23 protein-coding genes, 3 pseudogenes and 1 riboswitch are annotated in these 22,794 nt (G+C 53.1%); of the genes and pseudogenes, 3 read left to right on the top strand and 23 right to left on the bottom strand.

All coding sequences use genetic code 11. The features are described 5' to 3' along the window. Window positions 1–321 precede the first annotated feature (321 nt). The 19 genes and pseudogenes from ACMYSL_RS09440 to fruB all read right to left on the bottom strand — a co-directional run. Window positions 322–1,161: pseudogene (locus ACMYSL_RS09440) on the bottom strand (cytochrome c-type biogenesis protein CcmH); the annotation flags it as partial. Beyond that, window positions 1,158–1,715, bottom strand: coding sequence for a DsbE family thiol:disulfide interchange protein (locus ACMYSL_RS09435; protein ID WP_142981968.1), 558 nt, complete (start codon window positions 1,713–1,715; stop codon window positions 1,158–1,160). The gene ACMYSL_RS09435 and the pseudogene ACMYSL_RS09440, both read right to left, overlap by 4 nt. Continuing rightward, window positions 1,712–3,637 carry a heme lyase CcmF/NrfE family subunit gene (locus ACMYSL_RS09430; protein WP_434662361.1) on the bottom strand — a complete coding sequence of 642 codons (1,926 nt, stop codon included), beginning with the start codon at window positions 3,635–3,637 and terminating at the stop codon, window positions 1,712–1,714. The genes ACMYSL_RS09435 and ACMYSL_RS09430 overlap by 4 nt, the downstream gene beginning before the upstream one ends. Continuing rightward, the gene (ccmE, locus tag ACMYSL_RS09425) at window positions 3,634–4,101 is read right to left on the bottom strand and encodes a cytochrome c maturation protein CcmE (protein WP_434662359.1); all 468 of its coding nucleotides are present in this window, start codon (window positions 4,099–4,101) and stop codon (window positions 3,634–3,636) included. The genes ACMYSL_RS09430 and ccmE overlap by 4 nt, the downstream gene beginning before the upstream one ends. After that, window positions 4,098–4,301 carry a heme exporter protein CcmD gene (ccmD, locus tag ACMYSL_RS09420; protein WP_434662358.1) on the bottom strand — a complete coding sequence of 68 codons (204 nt, stop codon included), beginning with the start codon at window positions 4,299–4,301 and terminating at the stop codon, window positions 4,098–4,100. Before ccmD ends, ccmE begins: the two co-directional genes overlap by 4 nt. After that, window positions 4,298–5,035 carry a heme ABC transporter permease gene (locus ACMYSL_RS09415; RefSeq protein ID WP_434662356.1) on the bottom strand — a complete coding sequence of 246 codons (738 nt, stop codon included), beginning with the start codon at window positions 5,033–5,035 and terminating at the stop codon, window positions 4,298–4,300. Before ACMYSL_RS09415 ends, ccmD begins: the two co-directional genes overlap by 4 nt. A 70-nt stretch (window positions 5,036–5,105) precedes the next feature. Beyond that, window positions 5,106–5,774 carry a heme exporter protein CcmB gene (gene ccmB / locus ACMYSL_RS09410; protein ID WP_112213073.1) on the bottom strand — a complete coding sequence of 223 codons (669 nt, stop codon included), beginning with the start codon at window positions 5,772–5,774 and terminating at the stop codon, window positions 5,106–5,108. Continuing rightward, window positions 5,771–6,388 carry a cytochrome c biogenesis heme-transporting ATPase CcmA gene (gene ccmA / locus ACMYSL_RS09405; protein WP_434662354.1) on the bottom strand — a complete coding sequence of 206 codons (618 nt, stop codon included), beginning with the start codon at window positions 6,386–6,388 and terminating at the stop codon, window positions 5,771–5,773. The genes ccmB and ccmA overlap by 4 nt, the downstream gene beginning before the upstream one ends. 19 nt (window positions 6,389–6,407) lie before the next feature. Next, window positions 6,408–7,211 (bottom strand): cytochrome c1, encoded by an 804-nt coding sequence (locus tag ACMYSL_RS09400; RefSeq protein WP_434662351.1) that lies wholly within the window; start codon window positions 7,209–7,211, stop codon window positions 6,408–6,410. A 2-nt stretch (window positions 7,212–7,213) separates the two neighbouring features. Beyond that, on the bottom strand, window positions 7,214–8,374 hold the full coding sequence (locus tag ACMYSL_RS09395) for a cytochrome b (protein ID WP_434662349.1): 1,161 nt from the start codon (window positions 8,372–8,374) through the stop codon (window positions 7,214–7,216). A 1-nt stretch (window position 8,375) separates the two neighbouring features. Further along, on the bottom strand, window positions 8,376–8,927 hold the full coding sequence (gene petA / locus ACMYSL_RS09390; protein ID WP_110272367.1) for a ubiquinol-cytochrome c reductase iron-sulfur subunit: 552 nt from the start codon (window positions 8,925–8,927) through the stop codon (window positions 8,376–8,378). 27 nt (window positions 8,928–8,954) lie between these two features. Continuing rightward, entirely contained in the window at window positions 8,955–9,395 is a 441-nt protein-coding gene (locus ACMYSL_RS09385) for a pseudoazurin (protein WP_110272366.1), read from the bottom strand. Between the two features lie 10 nt (window positions 9,396–9,405). Further along, complete coding sequence (locus tag ACMYSL_RS09380; RefSeq protein WP_434662346.1) at window positions 9,406–10,221, bottom strand: ABC transporter ATP-binding protein; 816 nt, start codon at window positions 10,219–10,221, stop codon at window positions 9,406–9,408. Continuing rightward, a complete protein-coding gene (locus tag ACMYSL_RS09375; RefSeq protein ID WP_142512986.1) occupies window positions 10,218–11,285 on the bottom strand; it encodes a FecCD family ABC transporter permease in 1,068 nt (355 codons plus the stop codon). Before ACMYSL_RS09375 ends, ACMYSL_RS09380 begins: the two co-directional genes overlap by 4 nt. Before the next feature lie 68 nt (window positions 11,286–11,353). Next, window positions 11,354–12,406 carry an ABC transporter substrate-binding protein gene (locus ACMYSL_RS09370; RefSeq protein WP_110272439.1) on the bottom strand — a complete coding sequence of 351 codons (1,053 nt, stop codon included), beginning with the start codon at window positions 12,404–12,406 and terminating at the stop codon, window positions 11,354–11,356. Between the two features lie 223 nt (window positions 12,407–12,629). After that, window positions 12,630–12,853: riboswitch (cobalamin riboswitch) on the bottom strand. Between the two features lie 245 nt (window positions 12,854–13,098). Next, window positions 13,099–13,581 (bottom strand): GNAT family N-acetyltransferase, encoded by a 483-nt coding sequence (locus tag ACMYSL_RS09365; RefSeq protein ID WP_110272438.1) that lies wholly within the window; start codon window positions 13,579–13,581, stop codon window positions 13,099–13,101. 153 nt (window positions 13,582–13,734) lie between these two features. Continuing rightward, the gene (gene fruA / locus ACMYSL_RS09360; RefSeq protein ID WP_182239993.1) at window positions 13,735–15,423 is read right to left on the bottom strand and encodes a PTS fructose transporter subunit IIBC; all 1,689 of its coding nucleotides are present in this window, start codon (window positions 15,421–15,423) and stop codon (window positions 13,735–13,737) included. A gap of 16 nt (window positions 15,424–15,439) precedes the next feature. Beyond that, complete coding sequence (gene fruK, locus ACMYSL_RS09355) at window positions 15,440–16,378, bottom strand: 1-phosphofructokinase (RefSeq protein WP_110272362.1); 939 nt, start codon at window positions 16,376–16,378, stop codon at window positions 15,440–15,442. After that, window positions 16,379–17,509 carry a fused PTS fructose transporter subunit IIA/HPr protein gene (gene fruB / locus ACMYSL_RS09350; protein ID WP_142512989.1) on the bottom strand — a complete coding sequence of 377 codons (1,131 nt, stop codon included), beginning with the start codon at window positions 17,507–17,509 and terminating at the stop codon, window positions 16,379–16,381. It lies immediately after the preceding gene. A 331-nt stretch (window positions 17,510–17,840) separates the two neighbouring features. Between fruB and setB the strand changes: the two genes are divergently transcribed. Continuing rightward, window positions 17,841–19,022 carry a sugar efflux transporter SetB gene (gene setB / locus ACMYSL_RS09345; protein ID WP_182239995.1) on the top strand — a complete coding sequence of 394 codons (1,182 nt, stop codon included), beginning with the start codon at window positions 17,841–17,843 and terminating at the stop codon, window positions 19,020–19,022. Window positions 19,023–19,058: 36 nt separating this feature from the next. Here the strand turns inward: setB and ACMYSL_RS09340 are convergent. The 3 genes and pseudogenes from ACMYSL_RS09340 to ACMYSL_RS09330 all read right to left on the bottom strand — a co-directional run. Then, window positions 19,059–19,973: pseudogene (locus tag ACMYSL_RS09340) on the bottom strand (NupC/NupG family nucleoside CNT transporter); the annotation flags it as partial. Between the two features lie 9 nt (window positions 19,974–19,982). Continuing rightward, window positions 19,983–20,677, bottom strand: a protein-coding gene (locus ACMYSL_RS09335; RefSeq protein WP_087786203.1) for an IS1-like element IS1N family transposase whose coding sequence is annotated in 2 segments (ribosomal slippage) — window positions 19,983–20,431 and window positions 20,431–20,677 — 696 coding nt in all. Because the reading frame shifts where the segments join, the coding sequence is not laid out codon by codon here. A gap of 53 nt (window positions 20,678–20,730) precedes the next feature. Further along, window positions 20,731–20,796, bottom strand: a pseudogene (locus ACMYSL_RS09330) (hypothetical protein); the annotation flags it as partial. Between the two features lie 135 nt (window positions 20,797–20,931). On the opposite strand from ACMYSL_RS09330, the gene ACMYSL_RS09325 reads away from it, so the two are divergent. Beyond that, window positions 20,932–21,630, top strand: coding sequence for a transcriptional regulator YeiL (locus tag ACMYSL_RS09325; protein ID WP_434662343.1), 699 nt, complete (start codon window positions 20,932–20,934; stop codon window positions 21,628–21,630). 24 nt (window positions 21,631–21,654) lie between these two features. Here ACMYSL_RS09325 and ACMYSL_RS09320 read toward each other — a convergent pair whose 3' ends face one another. Then, window positions 21,655–21,906, bottom strand: coding sequence for a YkgJ family cysteine cluster protein (locus tag ACMYSL_RS09320; protein ID WP_304260653.1), 252 nt, complete (start codon window positions 21,904–21,906; stop codon window positions 21,655–21,657). Window positions 21,907–22,054: 148 nt separating this feature from the next. On the opposite strand from ACMYSL_RS09320, the gene yeiP reads away from it, so the two are divergent. Continuing rightward, window positions 22,055–22,627, top strand: coding sequence for an elongation factor P-like protein YeiP (yeiP, locus tag ACMYSL_RS09315; protein ID WP_112213059.1), 573 nt, complete (start codon window positions 22,055–22,057; stop codon window positions 22,625–22,627). The last annotated feature ends 167 nt before the right edge of the window (window positions 22,628–22,794 follow it).

Here is a 22,794-nt window from a genome sequence, read left to right as displayed (position 1 = left end):
AGGATGCTGTAAAAATAGAATTATTTAATACAAAGAAATAGGCCTTCCTCTATTCAGATTAACCCAACAAAACACATGTTTGGTTATGAACATGTGTTTATAATAAGCAATGAACTTTTAAAGTAAAGGGGATGTAAATAGGATTTTCATATGAACATGAACCCAATCACAGATTTCGGTCAGTATGGTTTTTAAACAGTTTAAAAATGCGAAGGAGAGCACATATGACGAGATTGACGCAAGGTCCCGGCTGTATACAGGAACGCTAACCGTTCACGCTATGAGGGGATTTTCTGATGAGAAAGGACCTGGGCTTAATTATTCTGCACTCCAAAGGTTGTCATTCGTTCCTGATGAGCGAGTAATCGCTTGCTTATAGCCCTGCGCCGCATCGCTATTATTTGGAGCCAGCCGCCAGGCGTTGGCATACGCCTGAGTCGCCATATCGACATTTCCTGATGCCATCCCGAGTCGACCAAGAATAACCCAGCCTTCTACACTACCAGGATCGCTATGCAAACGTGTACGTAAACCCAGAGCCAGGCGCGCCATCTCCTCTTGATTGAGCGGTTTTTCTTTCGGATACAGGACTCGTTTCAATAGCGTTGGCAGCTGCGCCGTCGCCTGCTGCCAGATTTTTACTTGCTTGTAGCTACCGGTCTGGTAATAGCTGAGGGTCGCGACGACCAGCGCAATAGCGATCCCCGGAATATAAATGGCAACTCCACCCTGTTTACCCTCCGTGTGAATGTCGTCAGGAAATGCTTCCTGCTTCAGCCGCACGCGGCGGTGCGAACGGGCAAAAATAATCCAGCCGCCAGTGGCGACAGCGGCAACCGGTAGCACCCACAGCAGAATAGTCAGCGGGGTTAATGGCGGATCGTAGGTGACGAAGTTGCCGTAGCGCGCCACCATATAATCGATGATCTCCTGCTTACTTTTCCCCTCCTGCATCAGCTCATAAACCTTCTGCCGCAGGTCAGTGGCAATCATCGAGCTGGAATCAGCGATACTGTTGTTCTGGCATTTTGGGCAGCGCAGCTGCTCAGTAAGCTGGCGAAACCGCTGCTCCTGAGCTTCATCCTTAAACGGCATGACGTCGATGGCGGCCAGCGCCGACCCGGAAACAATCAGCATCAGCACGCCCAGTAACACCCTCATTGCGCAGCCTCCCTGCTGTATTGCTCCCAAAGTGACCTGAATTCACACTCCCACACCCGCTCGTTGAGATCGCCCGCATGGCGATAACGAATAAATCCTTTTCCATCGATCAGGAAGGTTTCCGGTGCGCCGGAAACCCCCAGATCCAGCCCCATCCTCCCATCGCCATCAAACAGGCTCAACGCGTAAGGATTTCCCAATACTTTCAGCCAGGTCATCGCTTTCTGCCGCTCGTCTTTATAGTTCATCCCCACCACGCGGATCCCCTGCACCGCGAGCTGATTCAGATACTGATGCTCGGCGCGGCAGGTCGGGCACCAGGTCGCCCAGACGTTGAGCAGCAGCGGTTTGCCTTGGATTAGCGCATCTGCCTGATAGTACTGCCCGGGATTCTCCAGCGACTCAAGACGAAAGGTCGGCACCGGTTTACCGATCAACGCCGACTCCAGGATGATCGGGTCATCCCCTTCAGCATTGCGCGCCAGCTGCCACAGCATCAGCGCGGCGATGACCACAAAGATCATCAACGGGATCAACCGTAAACTGTGCTTCATGCGGCCTCCGGCACGGACTGGCGATAGCGTGGATCGCACAGACACAGCAGCCCACCCAGCGCCATTAATAAACCACCCGCCCAAATCCAGCGAATAAACGGTTTGTAATACAGCCGCACAGCCCACGCGCCGTTGTCCAGCTCTTCACCAAGGGCAGCATACAGATCACGAGTGAATCCACCGTCAACCGCCGCTTCGGTCATCACTGAGCGGGTACTGTTATAAAAACGTTTTTCTGCATGCAGTACCGCTTCCGCTTTGCCATTTCGCGTGACGCCAATCATAGCCACGCCGCCGCGATAGTTCGGCCCGGTCACCTTTTTGACTTCACGGAAGATGAAGCGATAATTATGAATTTCGATACTATCGCCAGCCTTCATTCGCACATTGCGCTCCACGCTGTAGTTCTGGCTGAAAGCAATACCGACAACCGTCACTGCCACACCGACATGACCGGCGACCATCCCCCAGTAACTGAGGGTCATCTTTGCGCCGCGTGAAATACGCAAAGCGACTTCCGCCATCGCCAGTACAAAGACCCAGCAGGCCATCGCCAGCCCGACCACCGTCATGGCGACAACCTTGCTTTCAAATAGCCACGGCAGGAGCAGAGACAGCGCCAGGGTGCTCCCCACGGCGATAATCAGTAGACGCTGCAGCTTGCGTGGACGATCGCGTCCCCAGCGCACCAACGGGCCGATGCCCAGCAGTAGCGCAAACGGTGCCATCAGCCAGCTGAACATGGTATTAAAGAACGGCTCACCAATGGAAATGCTGCCCATTCCCAACTGTTTATGCACCAGCGGCAGCAGCGTCCCCAACAGCACCACCAGCATGGCGGTAACCAACAGGACGTTGTTACCAAGCAGCAGCGACTCCCGTGACCAGAGAGCGTTATTCACTCGCGATCGCACCCTGTGCCCGCGGATAGCGAACAACAGCAGCGAGCCACCGATAACTAACACCATAAACGCAAGAATAAACATCCCGCGCGACGGATCAGAAGCAAAAGCGTGAACCGAAACCAGCACGCCGGAACGCACGAGGAAGGTTCCCAGCAGGCATAGCGAAAACGCGCAAATAGCGAGCAGTAGCGTCCAGGCTTTAAAACTGGCACGCTGCTCCGTTACAGCCAACGAATGCACCAGCGCGGTACCAACCAGCCACGGCATCAACGAGGCGTTTTCCACGGGATCCCAGAACCACCAGCCGCCCCAGCCCAGCTCGTAATAGGCCCAAACCGAGCCCAACACAATGCCCAGCGTCAGAAAGGCCCACGCCGCCAGCGTCCAGGGACGAGAAAAACGCACAAAGGTGCTGTCCAGCCGCCCGCTCAGTAGGGTAGCAATCGCAAAGGCAAAAGCCACCGAGAAGCCGACATAGCCCATATACAGCAGCGGCGGATGGAAAATTAGCCCCGGATCTTGCAACAGCGGATTCAGGTCGCGTCCTTCAATCGGGAACTCCGGCAGCGTGCGGGTAAACGGGTTGGAGGTAAACAGGATAAACAGCAGGAAGCCGACGCTTATCATCCCCATTATCGCCAGCACGCGGGCGACGATATCGAGCGGCATGCGCTGACTGAACAGCGCCACAGCGAACGTCCAGCCGCTCATCAACAGCATCCACAGCAGTAACGACCCTTCATGCGCGCCCCAGGCTGCCGCCACGCGATACCACACCGGTAACTGGGTGTGAGAATTGCTGGTAACGTAATTCAGCGTAAAGTCGTTCACCACGAAGGCGTTGATCAGCACCATAAAAGCGCCCATTACGAGGAAAAACAACAGCCAGGAGAAGAGCCGGGAAGATGCCATCATTCGCCTATCGCCACGCACAACGCCCCACAGCGGGTAGATGGAGAGCAATAGCGCGATGCCGAGCGCCATGCACAGCAGTCCGTTACCGATTTCAGGCATCATGATGACTTGCTCTCCGGGCGACGATGGTGCTCCTGAATCGCTTTTTTCACTTCCGGCGGGGTGTAGTTTTCATCATGCTTAGCGAGTACTTCTTTCGCCAGCAGATGATTTTTCTCGCCCAGTTCCCCCTGCACCACCACGCCCTGCCCTTCGCGGAACAGATCCGGCAGAATGCCTTCATAACTGACGTCCACCGAGCCTTCAGCGTCGTAGATGCTGAAATTAACCTTCAGTGAATTTGGGTCGCGCCTGACGCTGCCGGGCATCACCATTCCACCAACGCGCAGGCGCTGGCCCACCATCGGCCGTTGCTGTGTTTCGCGCTTGCCATAAAGGATTTCACCTGGCGTATAAAACAGGTCGATGCTAGAGCGCAGCGCGTAGAGCACCAGCGTGATGGTCAGCGTTAACCCCGCCAGTATCGCGAGGGCCACCCACAGACGGTTGTTAAGCCGAATATTCATACTGCCTCCCGCGCCGCGCGCATGCGGGCTTCGCGGGCTTGCTGTTGCGCCACGCTACGTAAAATCGAACGATGTTGTCTCGTCGTGTGTAGAACCAGCACCGCCAGCGGGATAACCGTCATCACTACTGCCAGCCAGATGTAAAAGGCATAACCGCCCATGGCGAAGAAATCACCCCAGGTTGCAAATGCATTGCTCATCGGCGACCTCTGTTTAAAATCAGCTCACCCACCCACGGGCGACGTTTTTCCATTAGCAAAATCAGGTTGCACATGCGCATCAGCGCCAGCGAAATAAACAGCAGCAGGTAGCCGATAATCGCCAGGCGCAGCGGCGTACGCATCGCCGGGTCAATGCTTTGCTGCATGTTGGTTGATCCCTGATGCAGAGTGTTCCACCACTCCACCGAGTAGTGAATAATCGGCAGGTTAACCACACCTATCAGCACCAGAATGCCCACCGCACGCCCGGCCAGACACCGATCGTTAAAGCCGTGCCACAGGGCAATCACGCCGACGTAAAGAAACAGCAGCACCAGTTCGGAAGTCAGCCTGGCGTCCCACACCCACCAGGTACCCCACATTGGTTTCCCCCACGCGGAACCGGTCGCCAGCGCAATAAAGGTAAAAACCGCGCCAACCGGTGCCATCGCCATCAGTGCCAGGTTGGCCATTTTCATCTGCCAGACCAGGCCTATAAACGCCGCAATTGCCATCAGCGCATAAATCCCCATCGACCACATCGCAGCCGGTACGTGCAGATAGATAATGCGGTAGCTGTCTCCCTGCTGGTAATCCGCAGGCGCAAAGCCGAATCCCCAGACCCAGCCCACAGTCAGCAACAGCGCACTGGCAATGCCCAGCCACGGGACCAGCCTGCCGCAGAGCAGATAAAGCTGCGGGGGATTCGCTAGTTGATAGAGTGTTTTCCACATAATTGAGTCACCAGAGCAGAAAATAATGAGTGCGTTGATAAAACTTTTACCGGATGGCGGCGCAAACGCCTTATCCGGCCTGCAAGCTAATACGTAGCGCAGCCGCCGTCGCAAAGGGGCTCAACGTTGCGCTGCCCGCCAGCAACGCGCCCAGAATCGCCATGTAATCCTTAACAGGCAGATGCATAGCAGCCGCCTCCATCGCGGCGGTCGCAAAAATCAGTAACGGAATGGTCAGCGGCAGCACCAGCACGCTCAGTAGCACGCCTCCGCGCTTTAGCCCGATGGTCAACCCAACGCCCGGCGCGCCGAGAAAACTCAGCGTCGGCGTTCCCAGCAGCAGGGTCAGTGCCATGATTTGCCAGCCGTAAACGTCCATTCCTAACAGCAGCGCCACCAGTGGTGAGAGGATAAGCAGCGGCAGGCCGGTCACCACCCAGTGGGCCATTACCTTCGCCAGCACCACCGCTGATAACGGCAGCGGCAGCAGCATCAGCTGTTCGAGGCTTCCGTCCTGTAAGTCGTCGCGAAACAGGCGCTCCAGCGCCAGCAGCGAGGAAAGCAGCGCGGCGACCCAGATAATCCCGGGGGCGATGCGCGCCAAAAGCTGCGGCTCAGAGCCAACACTCAGTGGGAACAACGTAATAACAATCAGGAAGAACCACAGCGGATTGGCGATTTCCGCACGATGGCGAAACGCCACCCGCAGCTCAAGACGAAAAATCCGCCACATCATCACCCAGCCTCCTCGCCGCTCAGCGCAATGCGGCGAATCTTATCGGTCGCCATGTTTATGGGCTGATGGGTGGTGAGAATGACAATGCCGCCCCGCTCGGTGTGCTGCGCCATTCGTTGCGTCAGGCGCTCCACGCCGTTCATATCAATGGCGGTAAAAGGTTCGTCGAGGATCCAGAGCGTAGCGCGCGTCAGCCAGAGTCGCGCCAGGGCAACCCGGCGCTGCTGCCCGGCGGAGAGTTGATTAACGGGAATATCTTCGTATCCGGCAAGACCCGCCTGAGCCAGCGCGTTCATACATTGAGCTGCGTCACCGTCATGATGGAAAAAACGCAGGTTCTCTAGCGCCGAAAGCCGGGTTTTAATCCCTGGCTGATGGCCAATCCACAGCAGGTTTTGTTGATAGCTGTCGCGCACACGGTGCAGCGGCTGCGCCTGCCAGTACACTCCCCCGACGTCAGGGCGAGCCAGTCCACTGAGCAACCGTAGCAAAGTCGTTTTCCCCACGCCGTTGCCCCCGGTAATTTGTATCCACTCCCCCGCTTTCACCTGGAATGATAAATCGCTAAACAAGATTCGTTCATCTCGCTCGCAGCGGAGCTGTCTGGCTTCAAGCATATTACCCACTCTCTCTCGCTTATTTCGGCGAACGTCTCTTCATTAGTCGTAAAACCCATAGCAATCCCAGCATCACGGAGAGGTAGCCCATGACGTAAATTCCCTGCTTTTTTCGCGCCCAGAGATCCGGGTCCGCAGCCCATGCCAGAAAGGCGGTGACATCCTGAGCATACTGCTCTTCTGTTTCGGCTATCTGTGACGCCGTTTGCCAATGAATTTCGCCATCCGTAAGCGGCTTTGGCATATTAATCACGCCACCAGGAAAGTAGCGATTAGCCTTCATTTCAGGATCATTGGGCCGGTAACCGGTTAATAGTGCGAAGACATAATCCGCCCCCTGTTCCGTGTAGGGTAAAAAGGCATCAAACAGGAATTGCGGAAATCCGCGATCATATGAGCGGGCCCGGACGATATAGCTCAGGTCAACGGGTTCGGCACCATTGTTAAGGTATCGCGCTTCCTGAACGTTAAGATATGGCGATATAAAACTGTCATTTAGCGTACCGTCCCGCTCGCCAACCTGGCCGTCATCCTGTATGTCAGGGAACTGATAGCCGCTGGCGATACTTTTTGCTTCTTCGAGCGTGAGTTCCGGGCCGCCGGGTCTGGTCAGGGTGCGAAAAGTGAGGTATTTCATACCGTGACAGGCGCGACACTTCTCTTCATAAACCTGCATGCCGCGCCGAAGCTGATCTTTATCATACTGGCCCGTGATGCCGCTAAAGCTCCAGTCCTGCCGCACAGGCGTGGGCTCTTTCGCCCAAGTAGAACCCAGCTCTAAAAGTGACAGACACAAAACGCTGAATTTCAATAATCGCGTCATCTTCAGTCCTGTTTTTCCAGAAAACGGCGGCAGGGCAGCACGATTAAAAACCAGGCAAACCAAATCAGCGTTGAAAGCTGCGACGCCGCGCGGATCCAGCCCTCTTGATTGCGGAAACCGTCAATAAGGTCAGGTCCCACCAGCGCTTTTGTTCCCAGCCAGCCTAAAAAGCAGGCATTGATAACCCACAGCCAAAAGCCGAACTTAACCAGCTTGCTGTAGTGGCGAAAACGGGCCCGAGAGGAATCAAGCCAGGGCAAGAAATAGAAAATCAATACCGAGCCGCACATCGCGACTAACCCGGCGAATTCATTCGGAAAACATCGAAGCATCGAGAAGAAAGGAAGAAAGTACCATTCAGGTGCCACAATCGCTGGCGTAACCGTTGGATCAGCTGGGATAAAGTTATCTGCGCTGCTCAGGTAGTGCGGCGCGAAGAATAAAAACCAGGCGAAGAGCATCAAAAACAGAGTGATTTTGATGGCATCAAGATCGGTGATTTTATAATCAAACAAAAGCTTTCTGGACTCTTTCTCACTAAAGGTCTTCTTCATCGCCTGCGCAAAAGCAGACTGGACACTACGAACGTGGAAGATCGTCGCGACAACAATTGCGAAGGGAAGCATAAAGTGCAGAACAAAAAAACGGCCAAGCATCGGGGTACCTGGCGTATAGCCGCCGACCAGAAACGCATACAACGTATCGCCCACCAGCGGGATCGCCTGTGCAAAACGGGTAATAACGGTTGCCGCCCAGTAGCTTTTTTGCCCCCAGATGAGGCTATAGCCAAGAAGTGCGGTAATCATCAGCAAGACGTATAGCGTTACGCTAATCATCCACATTGCAACCCACGGCTTGCGATATACGTTGTAGTACATGCCGCGAAAAATATGTAGATAGCAGGCGAAGAAAAAAAGCGATGCGCCAGTGGCGTGCAGATTACGCAGCAGTTCTCCGTGGCTTACCGTGCGCATAATATGCATGATGGAATCAAATGCCAGCTCAGCCGTCGGCACGTAAAACATCGCCAGTACAATACCGGTAAGGATCTGCACGCCGAGCATGACCAGCAGAATAGCGCCGATAGCAAATACCCAGAGTCCGGCAACCGATCGGGGAAAAGGGATACGCCAACGGAGCGAATAAGCACGCGCGGTCGTCATCTCAGACTTCCTTAGCGCCGATGCGCACGGTCAGACCATCGGGATGAAAAGTAAAGTCGGGAACGGCCAGATTCGCGGTCGCCGGTCCGCGGGTAACGCGTCCGGAGGCATCGAATTCAGACCCGTGGCACGGACAAACCCAGCCCTGTCCGCCAGCTCTGGCGTTTGGCACGCACCCGGCATGAGGGCAATATCCCTGAACAACAAGCCATTGGGGATAATCGGCATTAACCCTTTCGTTGTCTGCCTGTGGGTCAATGAGTTTATGGCTTTCGACATCCCGGGCGGCAGCTATCTCATCTGCAGTCCGATGGTGAATAAGAATGAGCTTGCCTTGCCAGACACGCCTAACGGTTTGACCGACAGCCACACCAGCAAGGGAGACATCGATCGGTTCATTTTCTCCGGCCGTCTTTTCATCCGGGCCCAGAGCGGATACCAGCGGCCAAACGGCAGCGGCAACGCCTGCAGCGCCAACGAATTTTGTCAGCCTGCACAAGCAGTCGCGGCGCTGCTCCTGAATTTCATCACCGGTATGTTTGTTATCCGCCACAGCGCAATTCTCCCTGAGTGTCGCGAGCTACTGCTTGTCGATACGTGAGTAGATATCCTGGAAGCGTTTATCGGCAATTCCCGGTGCTTTAAACGCGCGATAGCTGTCCGGCAGAGTGGCATCACCAACCTTAATCAACATCACCATGCCCTGCGCGTAGTGTGGTGTGCATTTGACGCCGTAAAATCCGGCATTGTCATATTTCACTTCGATCTCTTCATCAATTTTGCCCATAAACCCCGGATAATCCGCCGGAGACAGTTCCGCGATGGAGGCCGCGTTATGGCTTTTATGCTTACGGATAAACTTCACCGTATCACCAGGTTGGATCTCCAGGTAATCCGGCTCATAGATCATTGGCCCTGCCGTCCCGCGATTTTTCATTAATACTTCATGAGTTTGCGCGAAGACTGAAGAAGTGAAGGCCAGTAAACATAAAACTTTCAGGCTCTGTTTGAGGTATTTCATCGATTCTTCCTTAGAATTCATCAGGTCTCTGATAACGAATAAAGCAGCTTGTACCGCCTGGTTCGCGTTCAACAATGGCGTCAATGCCAAACCAGGTGCTGAGGTGTTCCCGGGTAAAAATGGTGCCTGGAGCGCCCTGCATCACCATGCGTCCAGACTTCATCACGATGATGCGATCGCAAAACATCGCGGCATGATTCAGGTCGTGCAGGGCGGCAATTACCGTGAGCTTTTCACGTTTAACCAGGCTAAGCAGGCCAATCTGATGTTGAATGTCGAGGTGGTTGGTAGGTTCATCCATTAGCAACAACTGCGGCTGCTGTGCCAGCGCCCGGGCGATATGCAGGCGCTGTTTCTCTCCCCCAGAAAAGGTATGCCAGCAACGGTGCTGTAATTCGCGGAGATCGACCTTCCTCAGCATCGTTTGCACGATATCGTCATCTTTAGCGGACCAGGGCGAGAGCAGGCTAAGCCAGGGGGTCCGTCCCAGCGAAACGGCCTGCAAAGCGGTAATACGTTCACCTGTCTCAGCCTGTTGTTCGACCAGCGCCACCTGCTGTGCAAGATGGCGACGTGAGTAATGATGGAGTGCTTTGTGCTGTAGCGTGATGCGTCCAGACGTGGGTTTCAACAAACCTGCTAACAACGAAATGAGTGATGTTTTACCCGACCCGTTGGGGCCAATAATTCCGACAAACTCGCCGGGAGCCACCCTGAGCGAGACATCATCAACGATCGCTTTGCCTTTTACCTTCCAGCGCAGGTTACACGCCTCGATAACGACTTCAGCCGAGGCTAAAGGAGGCAGTACAGGATTGACGGTCATTTGGCCTTATTTCCTCTGATCAGGATGATTGAAAACGCGGGCGCGCCGACCAGAGCCGTGATCACACCTATAGGTAATACCTGTCCGGGCAGTAATGTGCGGGAGATAACATCGGCAATGATGAGAAAAATCGCCCCAATCAGTGCGCTAACTGGCAACAGGCGATGGTGTTGGTTACCAACCAACATACGGGCAGCGTGGGGGATAACCAGACCAACAAAGCCAATGGCACCGACGATGGAGACCATAATCGCCGTCATACCGGTGACAGCGGCAATAAGTACCGCACGGGTGCGTTTGACAGGAATTCCTAACGATGCCGCAGACTCAGCGCCAAAGGAAAAAGCATCGAGATGGCGGGCATAACAGAAGCACAGCGCGACACCGACCAGGGCAGTAGGAATGGCTAATACAACATCGGGCCAGCGCACGCCGCTCAGGTTACCCAACAGCCAGAACATAATACCGCGCGCCTGTTCGGCGTTTGCTGAGCGGGTGATGATCAGTGAAGTAATAGCATTGAATAGCTGCGAACTGGCGATCCCAGCAAGAATGATTTGGGTTGTGATGCCACCACCTTGCCTGCCGCCTGCAGCCATCGCCAGCAGAGCGACGAACAGAAATGCCGCCAGCGCACCAATGAAAGCGCCAAATGACATACTGATGATCCCGGCCCCCAGACCGGTGAGTGCAACCAGTACTGCACCGGTAGAAGCCCCGGCGGAAATGCCCAGCAGATAGGGCTCAGCAAGCGCATTACGCAGTATCGACTGTAGCACTACCCCGGACACCGCGAGGCACGCGCCGCAGCAGGCAGAAACCAGGGCTCGCGTCAGGCGATAGTTCCAGATGATCCCGGCATCCAGCGCATCGACTGGATAGTCAGTATCAAGCAGACGATTTGCCAGCGTACTGAGTACATGCTGCCAGGGGATAAGCGTTTCGCCAATGGAGATCCCCGCCAGCAGTACGCAGCACATCAGCACACTAACCCAAATGGCATGTCCACCAACTCTTACCGCAAGCTGACCAACAGCGCGACGCATCCTGCGAGAATCACTCATGATTATATCTGCGTTCCTGAGTAACGGAGATGCGCTATGCCGGGCAAGGACATAGCGCAAAACGTAGATTAATGAGAGGCCTGCGGATGCGCTAAGCCATATTCAACCAGGGCATCAGCCAGTTTTTCTAGCCCATCAATAGTTCTGATGCCGGCGTTCATTGTTTGTACGTCAATGACAGGCAGATGATTTTCCTTCACTGCAGGAAGTAGTTTGGCGACTGGGTCGGACTTGAGGTAATCCATCTTGACCTGCCAGTCATCGGCCGGGAAGCGGCGACGACTCATCTCACCGAGTACAATGACCGAAGGATTGGCTTTGGCAATGGTCTCCCAGCCTACCGTTGGCCACTCTTCGGCTGAATCAATAACGTTTTTCACGCCTAGCTTCTGAGCAATCCATGCGGCTGGACCAAACTTCCCTGCCACATATGGATCAAGCTGCAGGTCGGCACTGGAGAACCAGAATACTGCTGAGACATTTTTATCCATGCCGGAAATTTTATTTATCGCTGCTGCTTCACGTGCTTTAAGACTGGCAATCAGCGCATCGCCTTTGTCCTGAACGTCGAAGATTTTTGCCAGATCAGCGACTTCCTGATACACCATGGCAATATCAAACATACCTTTACGGACGCCATCACCGCCATCTTCGTTATCTTTCGCGCAGTCGGCAGGTGCGGTGTAGACCGGAACGTTCAGTTCACTAAACTGCTCGTAAGAGGCAACCGTACCCGCAGGACCGATTTGCCACTCAAACTGGCTGGCAACCAGCTCCGGTTTTTTAGCAATAATCCCTTCGAAGCTGGGAATATTTTGCGCAATGACGTCTACTTTCTCGTTTGCCGCTTTATACGCATCAGGTACAGGACCAAACCACAGCGAAGTACCCACAACGCGATCGGCAAGCCCGAGCGAATAGAGAATTTCAGTGCTGTTCTGACCCACCGTCGCCACACGTTTAGGGGCCTGATTGAAGGTGATGTCGCGGCCGCAGTTTTTAATCGTTAAGGGATATTCAGTTTTTGCCGCACTGGCGACACTGGAGTTGAGTAGTAGAGTTGCGCCTGCAATAATCAGAAGCGTTTTTTTAGAAGTGAAAGAAGTAAAATTAGCGTGCATTATCATCGTCCCGTTGATGCCAGATCTGAAGGTCTGGTCATGGCTCATTTCGTTCCATATATCGGGAGGAGACATGAAGATAGATGACATTGAATCGTGAAATTTAAGAATAAAGATATGCAAAAAATGCAAATAAGCCTTACTTAGCCAAAATTTTATTCATAAATACACTACTGCCTGCGTCAAATAATTCATCCCATGGACCATCCCGTCCACTCAATGGTATACAACATTATTGACAGCAGGTCTCCTGACTCACGGTAACCAGAATATCAGCCTTCCCATAAAGACAAACTTTACAGTGACCAGCGGTTAATTAACCGCACAAGGATATTCTGCATCCGCCTACAGTTGCGGGGGCAGTTATGGCATTGAATTTAACAATTCGCACCATATTCCTATTCAAATACAAAAATGTAATGAAATGCTGTCGAAAGCGACTCTAGCGGCAATTGTAAACAAGGTCAACCGTATGACGAAACGATTAAAACGTCATACCAATATAAAAATAGCAATAAAATACAATTATTTACAACAAAATCACTTACCAGAAAGTTATGCTTGAAAATAATCATAAAAAGCTAAATGAGAATTAATTGACACTGATCAAACTATATACTCGGTTTGCTTACCTCAAATTAAATATATTGATCGCTATCAACAATGCGTCCAATTAGCGTTGGGTTCATTTATTAATGTGATCTCTCCATATGAACCAACTGCCATTTATCCTGCATATCCATCACAACGCTAAAATGATTACGCAACCAGAAATGATAGCCTCCAGGCAAAAAATGATGCGTGTGAAGATATAAGGTTTTATATTGTTGCTGCCGACAGAATTCCTCAGCAAAAGCGATCAACTGACTACCAATGCCCTGTCTGCGATAGCGCTTATCCACATAACAGCGGCAAATTTCTGCGGTTTCAGACAAATTATAACGCCCGCGCAACTCAGCGAGCCTGTCATCATATTGACATACTGCCAGTGTAGCGATTAACTCCTGTTTTTCATCCCATGCACAAAGCAGCAAATTCCTTTCCTGCGAAATATACTGCTGTTCGAGATTAAAAATATCCTCATCGGCAGAAGGTATTGATCTACCAGCGTTGAAGAACAGATTGAGGTGCTGAACAAGGAACGACTGAACTGCGGGAATATCAGCGTGAGTCATTTCACGAAGCGTAAATGGAAACATAGTATGGCTGGCCCAAACTAGACAAGGAAAAAGAATAATAACAATTCAGGCAGGGAAAACCACTAGCGTCAGAAACAATAAAAAAGGGCAGAGAAAACTCTGCCCTTAATGAAGATATTACAAGGTCTATCAGGCTGCTTTTTCTTCCACCTGAACTTCAGGACGTTTCAGCACCGCGTAGGAGAGACCTGCGACCAGCGTACCGACAACAATCGCCATCAGGTAGCCGAGAACCGGCGTAATCGCACCAGGAATCAGCAGAACAAACAGACCGCCATGCGGTGCCATCAATTTGGCGCCAACCCACATGGACATCGCGCCGGTCACCGCACCACCAACGATACAGCAAGGCAGGACGCGCATCGGGTCACGAGCAGCGAATGGAATCGCCCCTTCAGTGATAAAGCACAGACCGAGGACCAGCGCGGCTTTGCCACCTTCTTGCTGCGCTTTGTCGAACTTTTTACGCGCAACCAGCGTTGCCAGACCCAGCGCCAGCGGTGGAACCATACCCGCCGCCATAATCGCCGCCATCGGCGCATAGGTTTGGGTACTCAGCAGGCCAACACCAAACGCATAGGCTGCTTTATTCACCGGACCGCCCATATCGGTACACATCATACCGCCGAGGATCGCGCCGAGCAGAACCGCATTCGCCGTACCCATGGTTTGCAGCCAGTGGGTCAGACCTTCGAGGATCCCGGCAACAGGTTTACCAATCAGGTAAATCATCGCCAGACCGACGATCAGGCTGGAAACCAGCGGAATGATCAGAATCGGTTTCAGCGCTTCCATACTTTGCGGCAATTTCAGCTTCGTACTAATCGCTTTCGCCACATAACCAGCAAGGAAACCAGCGATAATACCGCCGATAAACCCAGACCCGGTGCTCACTGCCAGCATACCGCCGATAAGACCAGGGGTCAGGCCCGGACGGTCAGCAATAGAGAAGGCAATGAAGCCCGCCAGCACCGGAACCATCAGCGCAAAGGCTGAGCCACCGCCGATTTGCATCAGCGCCGCTGCCAGAGTATCCGGGACCTCAAAAGCTTTAATACCAAAGGCAAAGGAGAGCGCAATACACAGGCCGCCCGCAACAACCATTGGCAGCATATATGAAACGCCGGTCAGCAGGTGACGGTATGCCCCCGCAGACTCTTTTTTCCCCTCCGTTGCCGCCTGGGATTTACCTGAAGGCTGGTACGGTTTCGCCTCAACGACAGCTTTATCCAGCTCCTGAGCGGTTTTCTTCAGCGCCAGGCCGGTGGTGGTGCGATACATCGGCTTACCAGCAAATTTCGCCAGATCGACTTCGATATCAGCAGCAACCACCACCAGATCCGCTTGTTCCACTTCTTCTGGGGTGATCGCGTTGCCCGCGCCCACGGAGCCACGAGTTTCAACTTTCACCCACCAGCCGCGTTTTTTGGCTTCGGTTTCAATCGCTTCCGCCGCCATAAACGTATGCGCTACGCCAGTCGGACAAGCGGTTACCGCCACAATGCGTTTCGGGCCGTTGGTCGCAGCCGGTAAAGCAACCGCCGCCGGAGCGGTGTAAGGCGTCGCGTGGCTTTTGGCTTCACTGAGGAACAGTTCCGGGTGAGCCACGGCGCGGTTAATGTCGCCGAGATAAACCTTCTTGCCGTTCAGCGCGCTATCAGCAGGCAGCGTCGCGCCCAGCACGATCGCCAGTTCAGCGTCGTTCGGGTTATCAATCAGTTCGAGTTGCGCTTTTTGCGCCGCAGTGCTCAACAGGGTCTTCGCCATATAGGCGCGAGCCTGTCCAAGCCCGGCATCAATAATCAGCAGCGTTTTCATTATGCCTCTCCTGCTGTTAATTAAAGGGTTGTAAGTCGACGCGCGCCATCATTGCGGCCAACTGGGTACGATCGGTAATACCGACATTGCTTTGACTCACCGCCAGCGCGGCAACCGCCGTCGCCAGACGCAGCGTATGCTCGCTGGACTCGCGCATTAGCAGACCGTAAATCAGGCCGCCAACCATAGAGTCCCCCGCACCAACGGTGCTAATCACTTCGACTGAAGGCGGCTTAGCAATCCACTCTCCGGATGCGTTAACCCACAGAGCGCCTTCTTCGCCAAGGGAGATAACCACGTGGGCAATCCCCTGTTCACGCAGCGCGTGGGCGGCTTCAATCACATCTTTCATTTCAGGCAGCTTACGACCCGCCCAGATTTCCAGCTCGCGACGGTTAGGTTTCACCAACCATGGAGCCGCTTTCAGGCCAGCAACCAGTGCTTCGCGGCTGCTGTCAAAAATGATGCATGGGCACTGACTACGCAGACGGGTCATCCAGTCGGTGAACGCTTCCGGGCTCACACCGGATGGCAAGCTACCGCTCACGCAAACCATATCGAACTGACCTAACCAGCTCAGGGAATCATTAACAAAACGTTCCCAGTCGCCAGGCGTCACTTCAAAGCCAGAGAAGTTGAAATCGGTCACTTCACTGTCTTTTTCCGTCAGTTTGACGTTGATACGAGTACGACCCTGCACAACCTGAAAACGGTTCGCGATGCCCAGTTCGCTGAACAGCTGCTGAAATCCATCCTGGTTGTCTTTACCCAGGAAGCCACCCACGGTGACGTCGATGCCGAGATCTTTCAGCACTTTTGCAACGTTGATCCCTTTCCCGGCAGCATGTAAGCCGGTGGTACGCACGAGGTTAACCTCACCGCGTTCAATTTCCGGGGTAAACCCCACCAGGTCATAGGCCGGGTTTAAAGTAATCGTTGCGACACGTCTGCTCATTTATGCGCCCTCCCCAAGGCCTGCGGCGATAGCTTCGCCAATCGCATCCAGCGCCTGTTGCGCATCCTCACCTTGCGCGGTAAAGCGCAGACGGTGACCTTTCTTCACACCCAGCGCCACGACTTTCATCAGGCTGCGGCCATTGGCCGGTTTACCCGAACCATCAAGGTTGGTGACGGTAATGTCGCTGGAGAATTGTTTAATGGTATTAACCAGCATAGTGCCTGGACGCGCGTGCAGCCCGTGCTCATTGCGGATCACATATTCAGCGCTCAGCACGTCCTCAGCGATGGCATCATCGCTGGTCAGCAACGCCAGCAGCGTAGCGCCATCAGCTTTCAGCAAACGGTCAGCTTTTTTGTCGAGCAGTAAATTGGTCAGGCGATTAAGTACCGCTGTCGGCTGGTCATCAGCCATCGCTACGGTAATCAGCAGGGAAACCGGCTGCTCATCGCGGATAAAAGCGGTTGCTGCACGGCTGACCGCAACAGCGCTGCGCAGGTTACCTTCAGTGCTGTCGTTCAGCCAGATGCCCTGACCGAGGTTCAGCGGTTGTTCATTAATCGTTTTGCTGACAAAGGAAGCATCAACGGCACCAGCTTCTTTCAATCGCGCGGCGTTCAGCGCCTGCAGAGTCAGCAGATCGCTGGCGACAACGTCCAGGCTCAGCGTGTCATTGTCCAGCTTCAGCACTTCACTCTGCTTTTCACCCATCAGCAGAGCACGCAGTTCTTCAGCAGTGGTCGCGGATTTAAGCTGTTCAGCAACGGAATCATCGCTCAGTACATGGGTCAGCTGACGCAGCAGTCCCAGATGTTCATCCGAGCTGGCGGCGATACCGATGGCGACGTAAGCGGTCTGCCCTTCGCCCCAGGTCACGCCCTGCGGGAACTGATAAACCTGAACGCCGGTTTTCAGCACCTGGTCGCGGGTGTCGGTAGTGCCGTGCGGAATGGCAATGCCGTTACCCAGGAAAGTGGAGGTTTGCTGCTCGCGAGCCAGCATCCCGTTAATGTAGCCATCCGCCACGTTGCCCGCACTGACCAGCGCGGAAGCAACCTGACGAATTGCCTCTTCTTTATTACCGGCCTGCTGACCGGGATGAATATCCTGCACAGATAACTGGAACATGGTTCTCCTCTCCTGCTGAATTGAATCGTTTCAGCTACTTTGAGAAAAAATGCGTCATCTACCTGCTGGAGAATCTCCCGATGACGCTGAAACGTTTCAAGGAGTCTGTACCTTTATTAGTCATCGCGCAAGAAAACTTAGCAACCTGATAACAGAAGTTAGAGATACTGCACACTTTTGCTGAAGTGCAGGTGACGAATACCTTTCTGGTTCAGCTTTTTGCTGAAGTTGAAAATTTGAAACGTCTTTTTGATTTATTCGTGCCATGCCACTGTTCATTTTCTGACTGGCGGCGTAAACTCCGCGATTCCTGAAACCACAGAACATCGACATGCAAAACAGTAGCGCCGCCTTCCCACGACGCGGGTTTGATTTAACCTCCTCCGCCTTCCTGATCGTCGCCTTCCTGACGGGCATTGCCGGGGCGCTGCAAACGCCTACCCTGAGCCTGTTTTTAACTAACGAAGTGCATGTGCGACCGGCGATGGTCGGCTTCTTTTTTACTGGTAGCGCGGTGATCGGCATTCTGGTGAGCCAGTTTCTTGCCGGACGTTCGGATCGCAAAGGCGACCGCAAACAGCTGATTGTCTTTTGCTGTCTGATGGGCGTGCTGGCCTGCGTGCTATTCGCCTGGAACCGTAACTACTTTATTTTGCTGTTTGTCGGCGTGTTTCTAAGCAGCTTTGGTTCCACTGCGAACCCGCAAATGTTCGCCCTCGCCCGCGAACATGCGGACAAAACGGGCCGCGAGGCGGTCATGTTTAGCTCGATTCTGCGCGCACAGGTTTCGCTGGCGTGGGTTATCGGGCCACCGTTGGCTTATGCGTTAGCGATGGGATTTGGCTTTACGGTGATGTATCTCAGCGCGGCGATTGCCTTCGTGGTCTGCGGCGCGATGGTCTGGTTTTTCCTTCCCAGCATGCGTAAAGAGCCAAAAACGGCTACAGGCCATCTTCAAGCACCGCGAACCAACCGTCGCGATGCGCTGCTGCTGTTTATCATCTGTACGCTAATGTGGGGAATCAACAGCCTGTACATCATTAATATGCCGCTGTTCATTATTAATGAGCTGCATTTACCCGAGAAACTGGCTGGATTAATGATGGGGACCGCCGCCGGGCTGGAAATCCCGACCATGCTGATTGCAGGCTACTACGCCAAACGTTTCGGCAAGCGTTTCCTGATGCAGATCTCTGCAATTGCCGGAGTGCTGTTTTATGTCGGCATGCTAACCGTACACACCCCCGTGCTGCTGCTGGCCCTGCAGGTGCTGAATGCTATTTTTATCGGCATTCTGGCCGGTATCGGTATGCTCTATTTTCAGGACCTGATGCCAGGCCAGGCCGGGGCGGCCACGACCCTCTATACCAATACCATTCGCGTCGGCTGGATTATTGCCGGTTCGCTGGCGGGTGTTGTTGCAGAAGTCTGGAGCTATCACGCCGTATTCTGGATTGCGCTAGTCATGGGCGTGGCTACCCAGGCCTGCCTGTGGCGTATTAAAGACGTGTAAAGCAGCGGTGTGCCGCATCAGCGGCACACCAGAGTATTACGCCAGGCCAATAAAAAACCCGGCAATTGTTGCGCTCATTAAGTTTGACAGCGTTGCCGCAGCCAGCGCCCTCATCCCTAGTTGGGCAATTTCAGACGCACGCTGGGGTGCAATTGCCGAGAATGCGCCAACCACCACGCCAATGGAACCAAAGTTGGCGAAACCGCATAGCGCAAACGAAATAATGGCGATAGTTTTCACATCCAGCGATCCCGGCGTTTGCAGGAATGGCGAGAAGTTGAGGTAGGCCACGAACTCGTTAATCGCCAGCTTCTGGCCAATCAGGCTGCCCGCCAGCGTCGCATCACTCCAGTCAACGCCCATTAACCATGCCAGCGGTGCCAGGACATAACCAAAAATCCCCTCCAGAGTCGCGTGACCAAAACCGAACCAACCGCCGATACCGCCAATCACGCCGTTGATCAGAGCGATAATTGCCACAAACGCCATCACTACCGTCGCCACGCCCACGGCAATTTTCACCCCAGCCATCGCGCCGCTAGCCGCGGCTTCAATAAAACTTTTCGGCGGCGTTTCGGTGAAGGAGAGGTTTTCGAAAGTCACCTGCGATGCTTCAGTCGCCGGGCTAAGAAGACGGGCAAACAGAATACCGCCGGGAATCGCCATCAACGATGCCGCCAGCAGATAATCAATCGGCACGCCCAGCCCGGCATAGCCAATCATCGTCGACCCGGCGATAGAAGCCATCCCGCTGCAAATCGCGGTAAATAACTCATTACGATTTAGCTTGTTAATAAAGGGCTTAACGATCGCCGGGATCTCATTTTGCCCAAGGAAAATGGTGGTAACGGCAACAAATGACTCAATCTTGCTAATATTCAGCGCTTTCTGGAAAATTCCGCCAAGAATTCGGATCAGTATTCCCATTACGCCAATATAATAAAGCGGTGATGCTTCCAATTAGTAGAACATGTGTTTTTCAATAAACGTCCCGATGACTTTTTCGTGGATCTCTACTGAACGCGAGAAGCAGATTGTTTTACGAGCCAAGCGCTTAATGCGGGTGCGCAGCGTCAGGTTATTGCGCTCAATCCGTTGGGTGAATATTTTTCCGGTCAGATGCTTATCCTTCGGCACCTCCCGGCCATAGCTGCCCCAGTCGTCGCTGGTGATCATGCCGATGTTGAATGGCGTAAGCAGTGCCAGTAGTTCCCGGCAGGTTTCATCGGTACGGGGACCAAAAGTGTAGGCCAGTACACCCCCTGTTTTGGTGTTATACGCGTACCAGAGCCAGTGTTGCCGGGCTTTACTGCCAACGAAACTCCATTGCTCATCAAGTTCGCAGATAAGCGCCACATCAGCATGAGCAACGGGCGAAGACGTTATTCGCTTTGGCGTGAGTTTTTTAAAGTCCGGATGACGGTGTTAATGCCAATTTTCAGTGTTCTGGCGGTATCGCGAACCCCGGCGCCATTGAAGGCCATTTCAGTGATCAGCTCTTTAATGCCCGGCTTACGGGCCTCATAAGTGTAAGTGAGCTGAAAAACGCGGTGGCAGTCACGGCAGCGAAATCTGTCATGGCCTTTAGGGTTCTGACCATGGCGGTAGACCTGTGCAGACTGACAACGAGGACAATGAATGTTAACGCTGGCCATGAAAGAACCTCAAAAGCCCGCATTATACATCAGATTCAACTAATTAGAGGCATCACCATTATCGCAATAGCATCATCGTGACCTGGATCGCAGTCGAGTATAATTTTTCTTTTTTCCATTTTTATTTCCTCTTTTCGCTTTTACGCCATTTTTATGTTATTACAGCAGGATTAAACTGGTATCGGATTAACGTTTGCAGCATACCAGGCGAAAACTGATACTGAATATGAGAAATCTCATACCGGGAAGCGACCGTGAAAGAAATCCAAAATGAAAATCTCAAGCAGCAATTGATAAGCGACTCGGGGTACCTGGGAAAGTTTTCCGTCGATGTTGTGCGGGATACACGATTGTTCCACGTTGTGGCAGGGGATTATATTGTCAAAGAGGGGGCTCAACCTGCGCACCTTTTTTACCTCGCACGCGGCCGGGCTAAGCTTTACACCACATCAGCTAATGGTCGGGTCTCGCTGATCGACTTCTTTGGCGCGCCCTGCTTTATCGGCGAGATAGAACTCATTGATAAACATCACGATCCGCGTGGCGTTCAGGCCATCGAAGAGTGCTGGTGCCTGGCGCTGCCCATTGCTTCATTCCGCCCGTTGTTGCTGAACGACGTCATTTTCCTGCGTAATCTCTGTATCGCGTTAAGCCAAAAAAACTATCGTAACATCGTTTCGCTCACCCAAAATCAATCTTTTCCGCTGGTGAATCGTCTGGCAGCATTTATTTTATTAACTCAGCATTGTGATATTTATCACGAAAAACATACCCCGGCGGCGGAATATATGGGCGTGTCGTATCGTCATTTATTATATGTGATCGCACAATTCTGCCAGGAAGGCCTGCTGGTTAAACAAAAATCCGGCTACGCTCTTGGTAATAAGCAAAAACTGATCGCCCTCGCGCGGGAGATGGATCCGGATAATAATTTTGCTGATTTATTATATTGAGATCCCGAAAAGCAGTTCATGGCTTCAAGACGTGCTCTGTTCAAGATGAAGAAGCCAGGTCATCGCGTCATCGCGATTCGCCGCGCACATCTCCACTTCAGGCTTCAGGCTGCCGCACACTTTAGGCCTTAGCGGTGAACCAAAAATGTTGCACAGGTTGTTTTCCGAGAGCTGTATACAACGGGTGTTTGCCGGTTTACCGTGCGGCATTCCCGGGATGGGGCTGGAGATAGAAGGAGCGACACAGCAAGCTCCGCAGTCAGGGCGGCATTCCATAATCGACTCTTCTGATAACGCTTTTGGCGGCCCAGACTAAACGTTTTACCTGAAGATAGCAAAACACACGAATTCCACTTGCCTGAAAGGCCCGGCGCGAGTAGTTTTACGCGATATTTTTGACCCTTTATGTGACAGGATTACCGCAATGCCAAGAGCGAATGAAATTAAAAAAGGTATGGTGCTGAATTACAACGGCAAACTGCTGATTGTTAAAAACATTGATATTCAGTCACCCAGCGCCCGTGGCGCCGCAACGCTGTACAAAATGCGTTTCTCTGACGTACGTACCGGCCTGAAAGTGGAAGAGCGCTTTAAAGGCGATGATATCGTCGATACCGTGACCCTGACCCGTCGTTTCGTTGACTTCTCCTATATTGATGGCAACGAATACGTCTTTATGGATAAAGAAGACTACACCCCGTATATCTTTACTAAAGAGCAGATTGAAGAAGAACTGCTGTTTATTCCTGAAGGCGGGATGCCGGACATGCAGGTTCTGACCTGGGACGGTCAGCTGCTGGCCCTTGAACTACCGCAGACCGTTGACCTGGAAATCGTCGAAACGGCGCCGGGCATCAAAGGTGCATCCGCAAGCGCCCGTAACAAACCGGCGACCCTGAGCACCGGCCTGGTGGTTCAGGTTCCTGAATACCTGAGCGCAGGCGAGCGCATTCGTATCCATATCGAAGAGAGCCGCTATATGGGCCGCGCGGACTAAGTCCTGCTTTTTCTGCCAAAATGAAACACAGAGGACAGCGCCAGGCTGTCCTTTTTTGTTCGTACCTTATCCTTATCTGGTATCGCAGGTCATTTGGTTCATACCAACTCAAGGTTACAACCGTCGCGCTCCTCGCCAAAGTTATTATACCAATAATGTGTTATTTA

Source organism: Klebsiella sp. MISC125, assembly GCF_051131775.1.
Lineage (GTDB): Bacteria > Pseudomonadota > Gammaproteobacteria > Enterobacterales > Enterobacteriaceae > Klebsiella.
Note: the sequence above shows the minus strand (reverse complement) of the source record. Positions and strands in the feature narration are given on the sequence as shown.

Coding starts and splice junctions, on each gene's coding strand:
- ACMYSL_RS09435 (WP_142981968.1), bottom strand. CDS start 1,715: ATGAAGCACAGTTTACGGTTGATCCCGTTGATGATCTTTGTGGTCATC.
- ACMYSL_RS09430 (WP_434662361.1), bottom strand. CDS start 3,637: ATGATGCCTGAAATCGGTAACGGACTGCTGTGCATGGCGCTCGGCATC.
- ccmE (WP_434662359.1), bottom strand. CDS start 4,101: ATGAATATTCGGCTTAACAACCGTCTGTGGGTGGCCCTCGCGATACTG.
- ccmD (WP_434662358.1), bottom strand. CDS start 4,301: ATGAGCAATGCATTTGCAACCTGGGGTGATTTCTTCGCCATGGGCGGT.
- ACMYSL_RS09415 (WP_434662356.1), bottom strand. CDS start 5,035: ATGTGGAAAACACTCTATCAACTAGCGAATCCCCCGCAGCTTTATCTG.
- ccmA (WP_434662354.1), bottom strand. CDS start 6,388: ATGCTTGAAGCCAGACAGCTCCGCTGCGAGCGAGATGAACGAATCTTG.
- ACMYSL_RS09400 (WP_434662351.1), bottom strand. CDS start 7,211: ATGACGCGATTATTGAAATTCAGCGTTTTGTGTCTGTCACTTTTAGAG.
- ACMYSL_RS09395 (WP_434662349.1), bottom strand. CDS start 8,374: ATGACGACCGCGCGTGCTTATTCGCTCCGTTGGCGTATCCCTTTTCCC.
- ACMYSL_RS09385 (WP_110272366.1), bottom strand. CDS start 9,395: ATGAAATACCTCAAACAGAGCCTGAAAGTTTTATGTTTACTGGCCTTC.
- ACMYSL_RS09380 (WP_434662346.1), bottom strand. CDS start 10,221: ATGACCGTCAATCCTGTACTGCCTCCTTTAGCCTCGGCTGAAGTCGTT.
- ACMYSL_RS09375 (WP_142512986.1), bottom strand. CDS start 11,285: ATGAGTGATTCTCGCAGGATGCGTCGCGCTGTTGGTCAGCTTGCGGTA.
- ACMYSL_RS09370 (WP_110272439.1), bottom strand. CDS start 12,406: ATGCACGCTAATTTTACTTCTTTCACTTCTAAAAAAACGCTTCTGATT.
- ACMYSL_RS09365 (WP_110272438.1), bottom strand. CDS start 13,581: ATGACTCACGCTGATATTCCCGCAGTTCAGTCGTTCCTTGTTCAGCAC.
- fruA (WP_182239993.1), bottom strand. CDS start 15,423: ATGAAAACGCTGCTGATTATTGATGCCGGGCTTGGACAGGCTCGCGCC.
- fruK (WP_110272362.1), bottom strand. CDS start 16,378: ATGAGCAGACGTGTCGCAACGATTACTTTAAACCCGGCCTATGACCTG.
- fruB (WP_142512989.1), bottom strand. CDS start 17,509: ATGTTCCAGTTATCTGTGCAGGATATTCATCCCGGTCAGCAGGCCGGT.
- setB (WP_182239995.1), top strand. CDS start 17,841: ATGCAAAACAGTAGCGCCGCCTTCCCACGACGCGGGTTTGATTTAACC.
- ACMYSL_RS09320 (WP_304260653.1), bottom strand. CDS start 21,906: ATGGAATGCCGCCCTGACTGCGGAGCTTGCTGTGTCGCTCCTTCTATC.
- yeiP (WP_112213059.1), top strand. CDS start 22,055: ATGCCAAGAGCGAATGAAATTAAAAAAGGTATGGTGCTGAATTACAAC.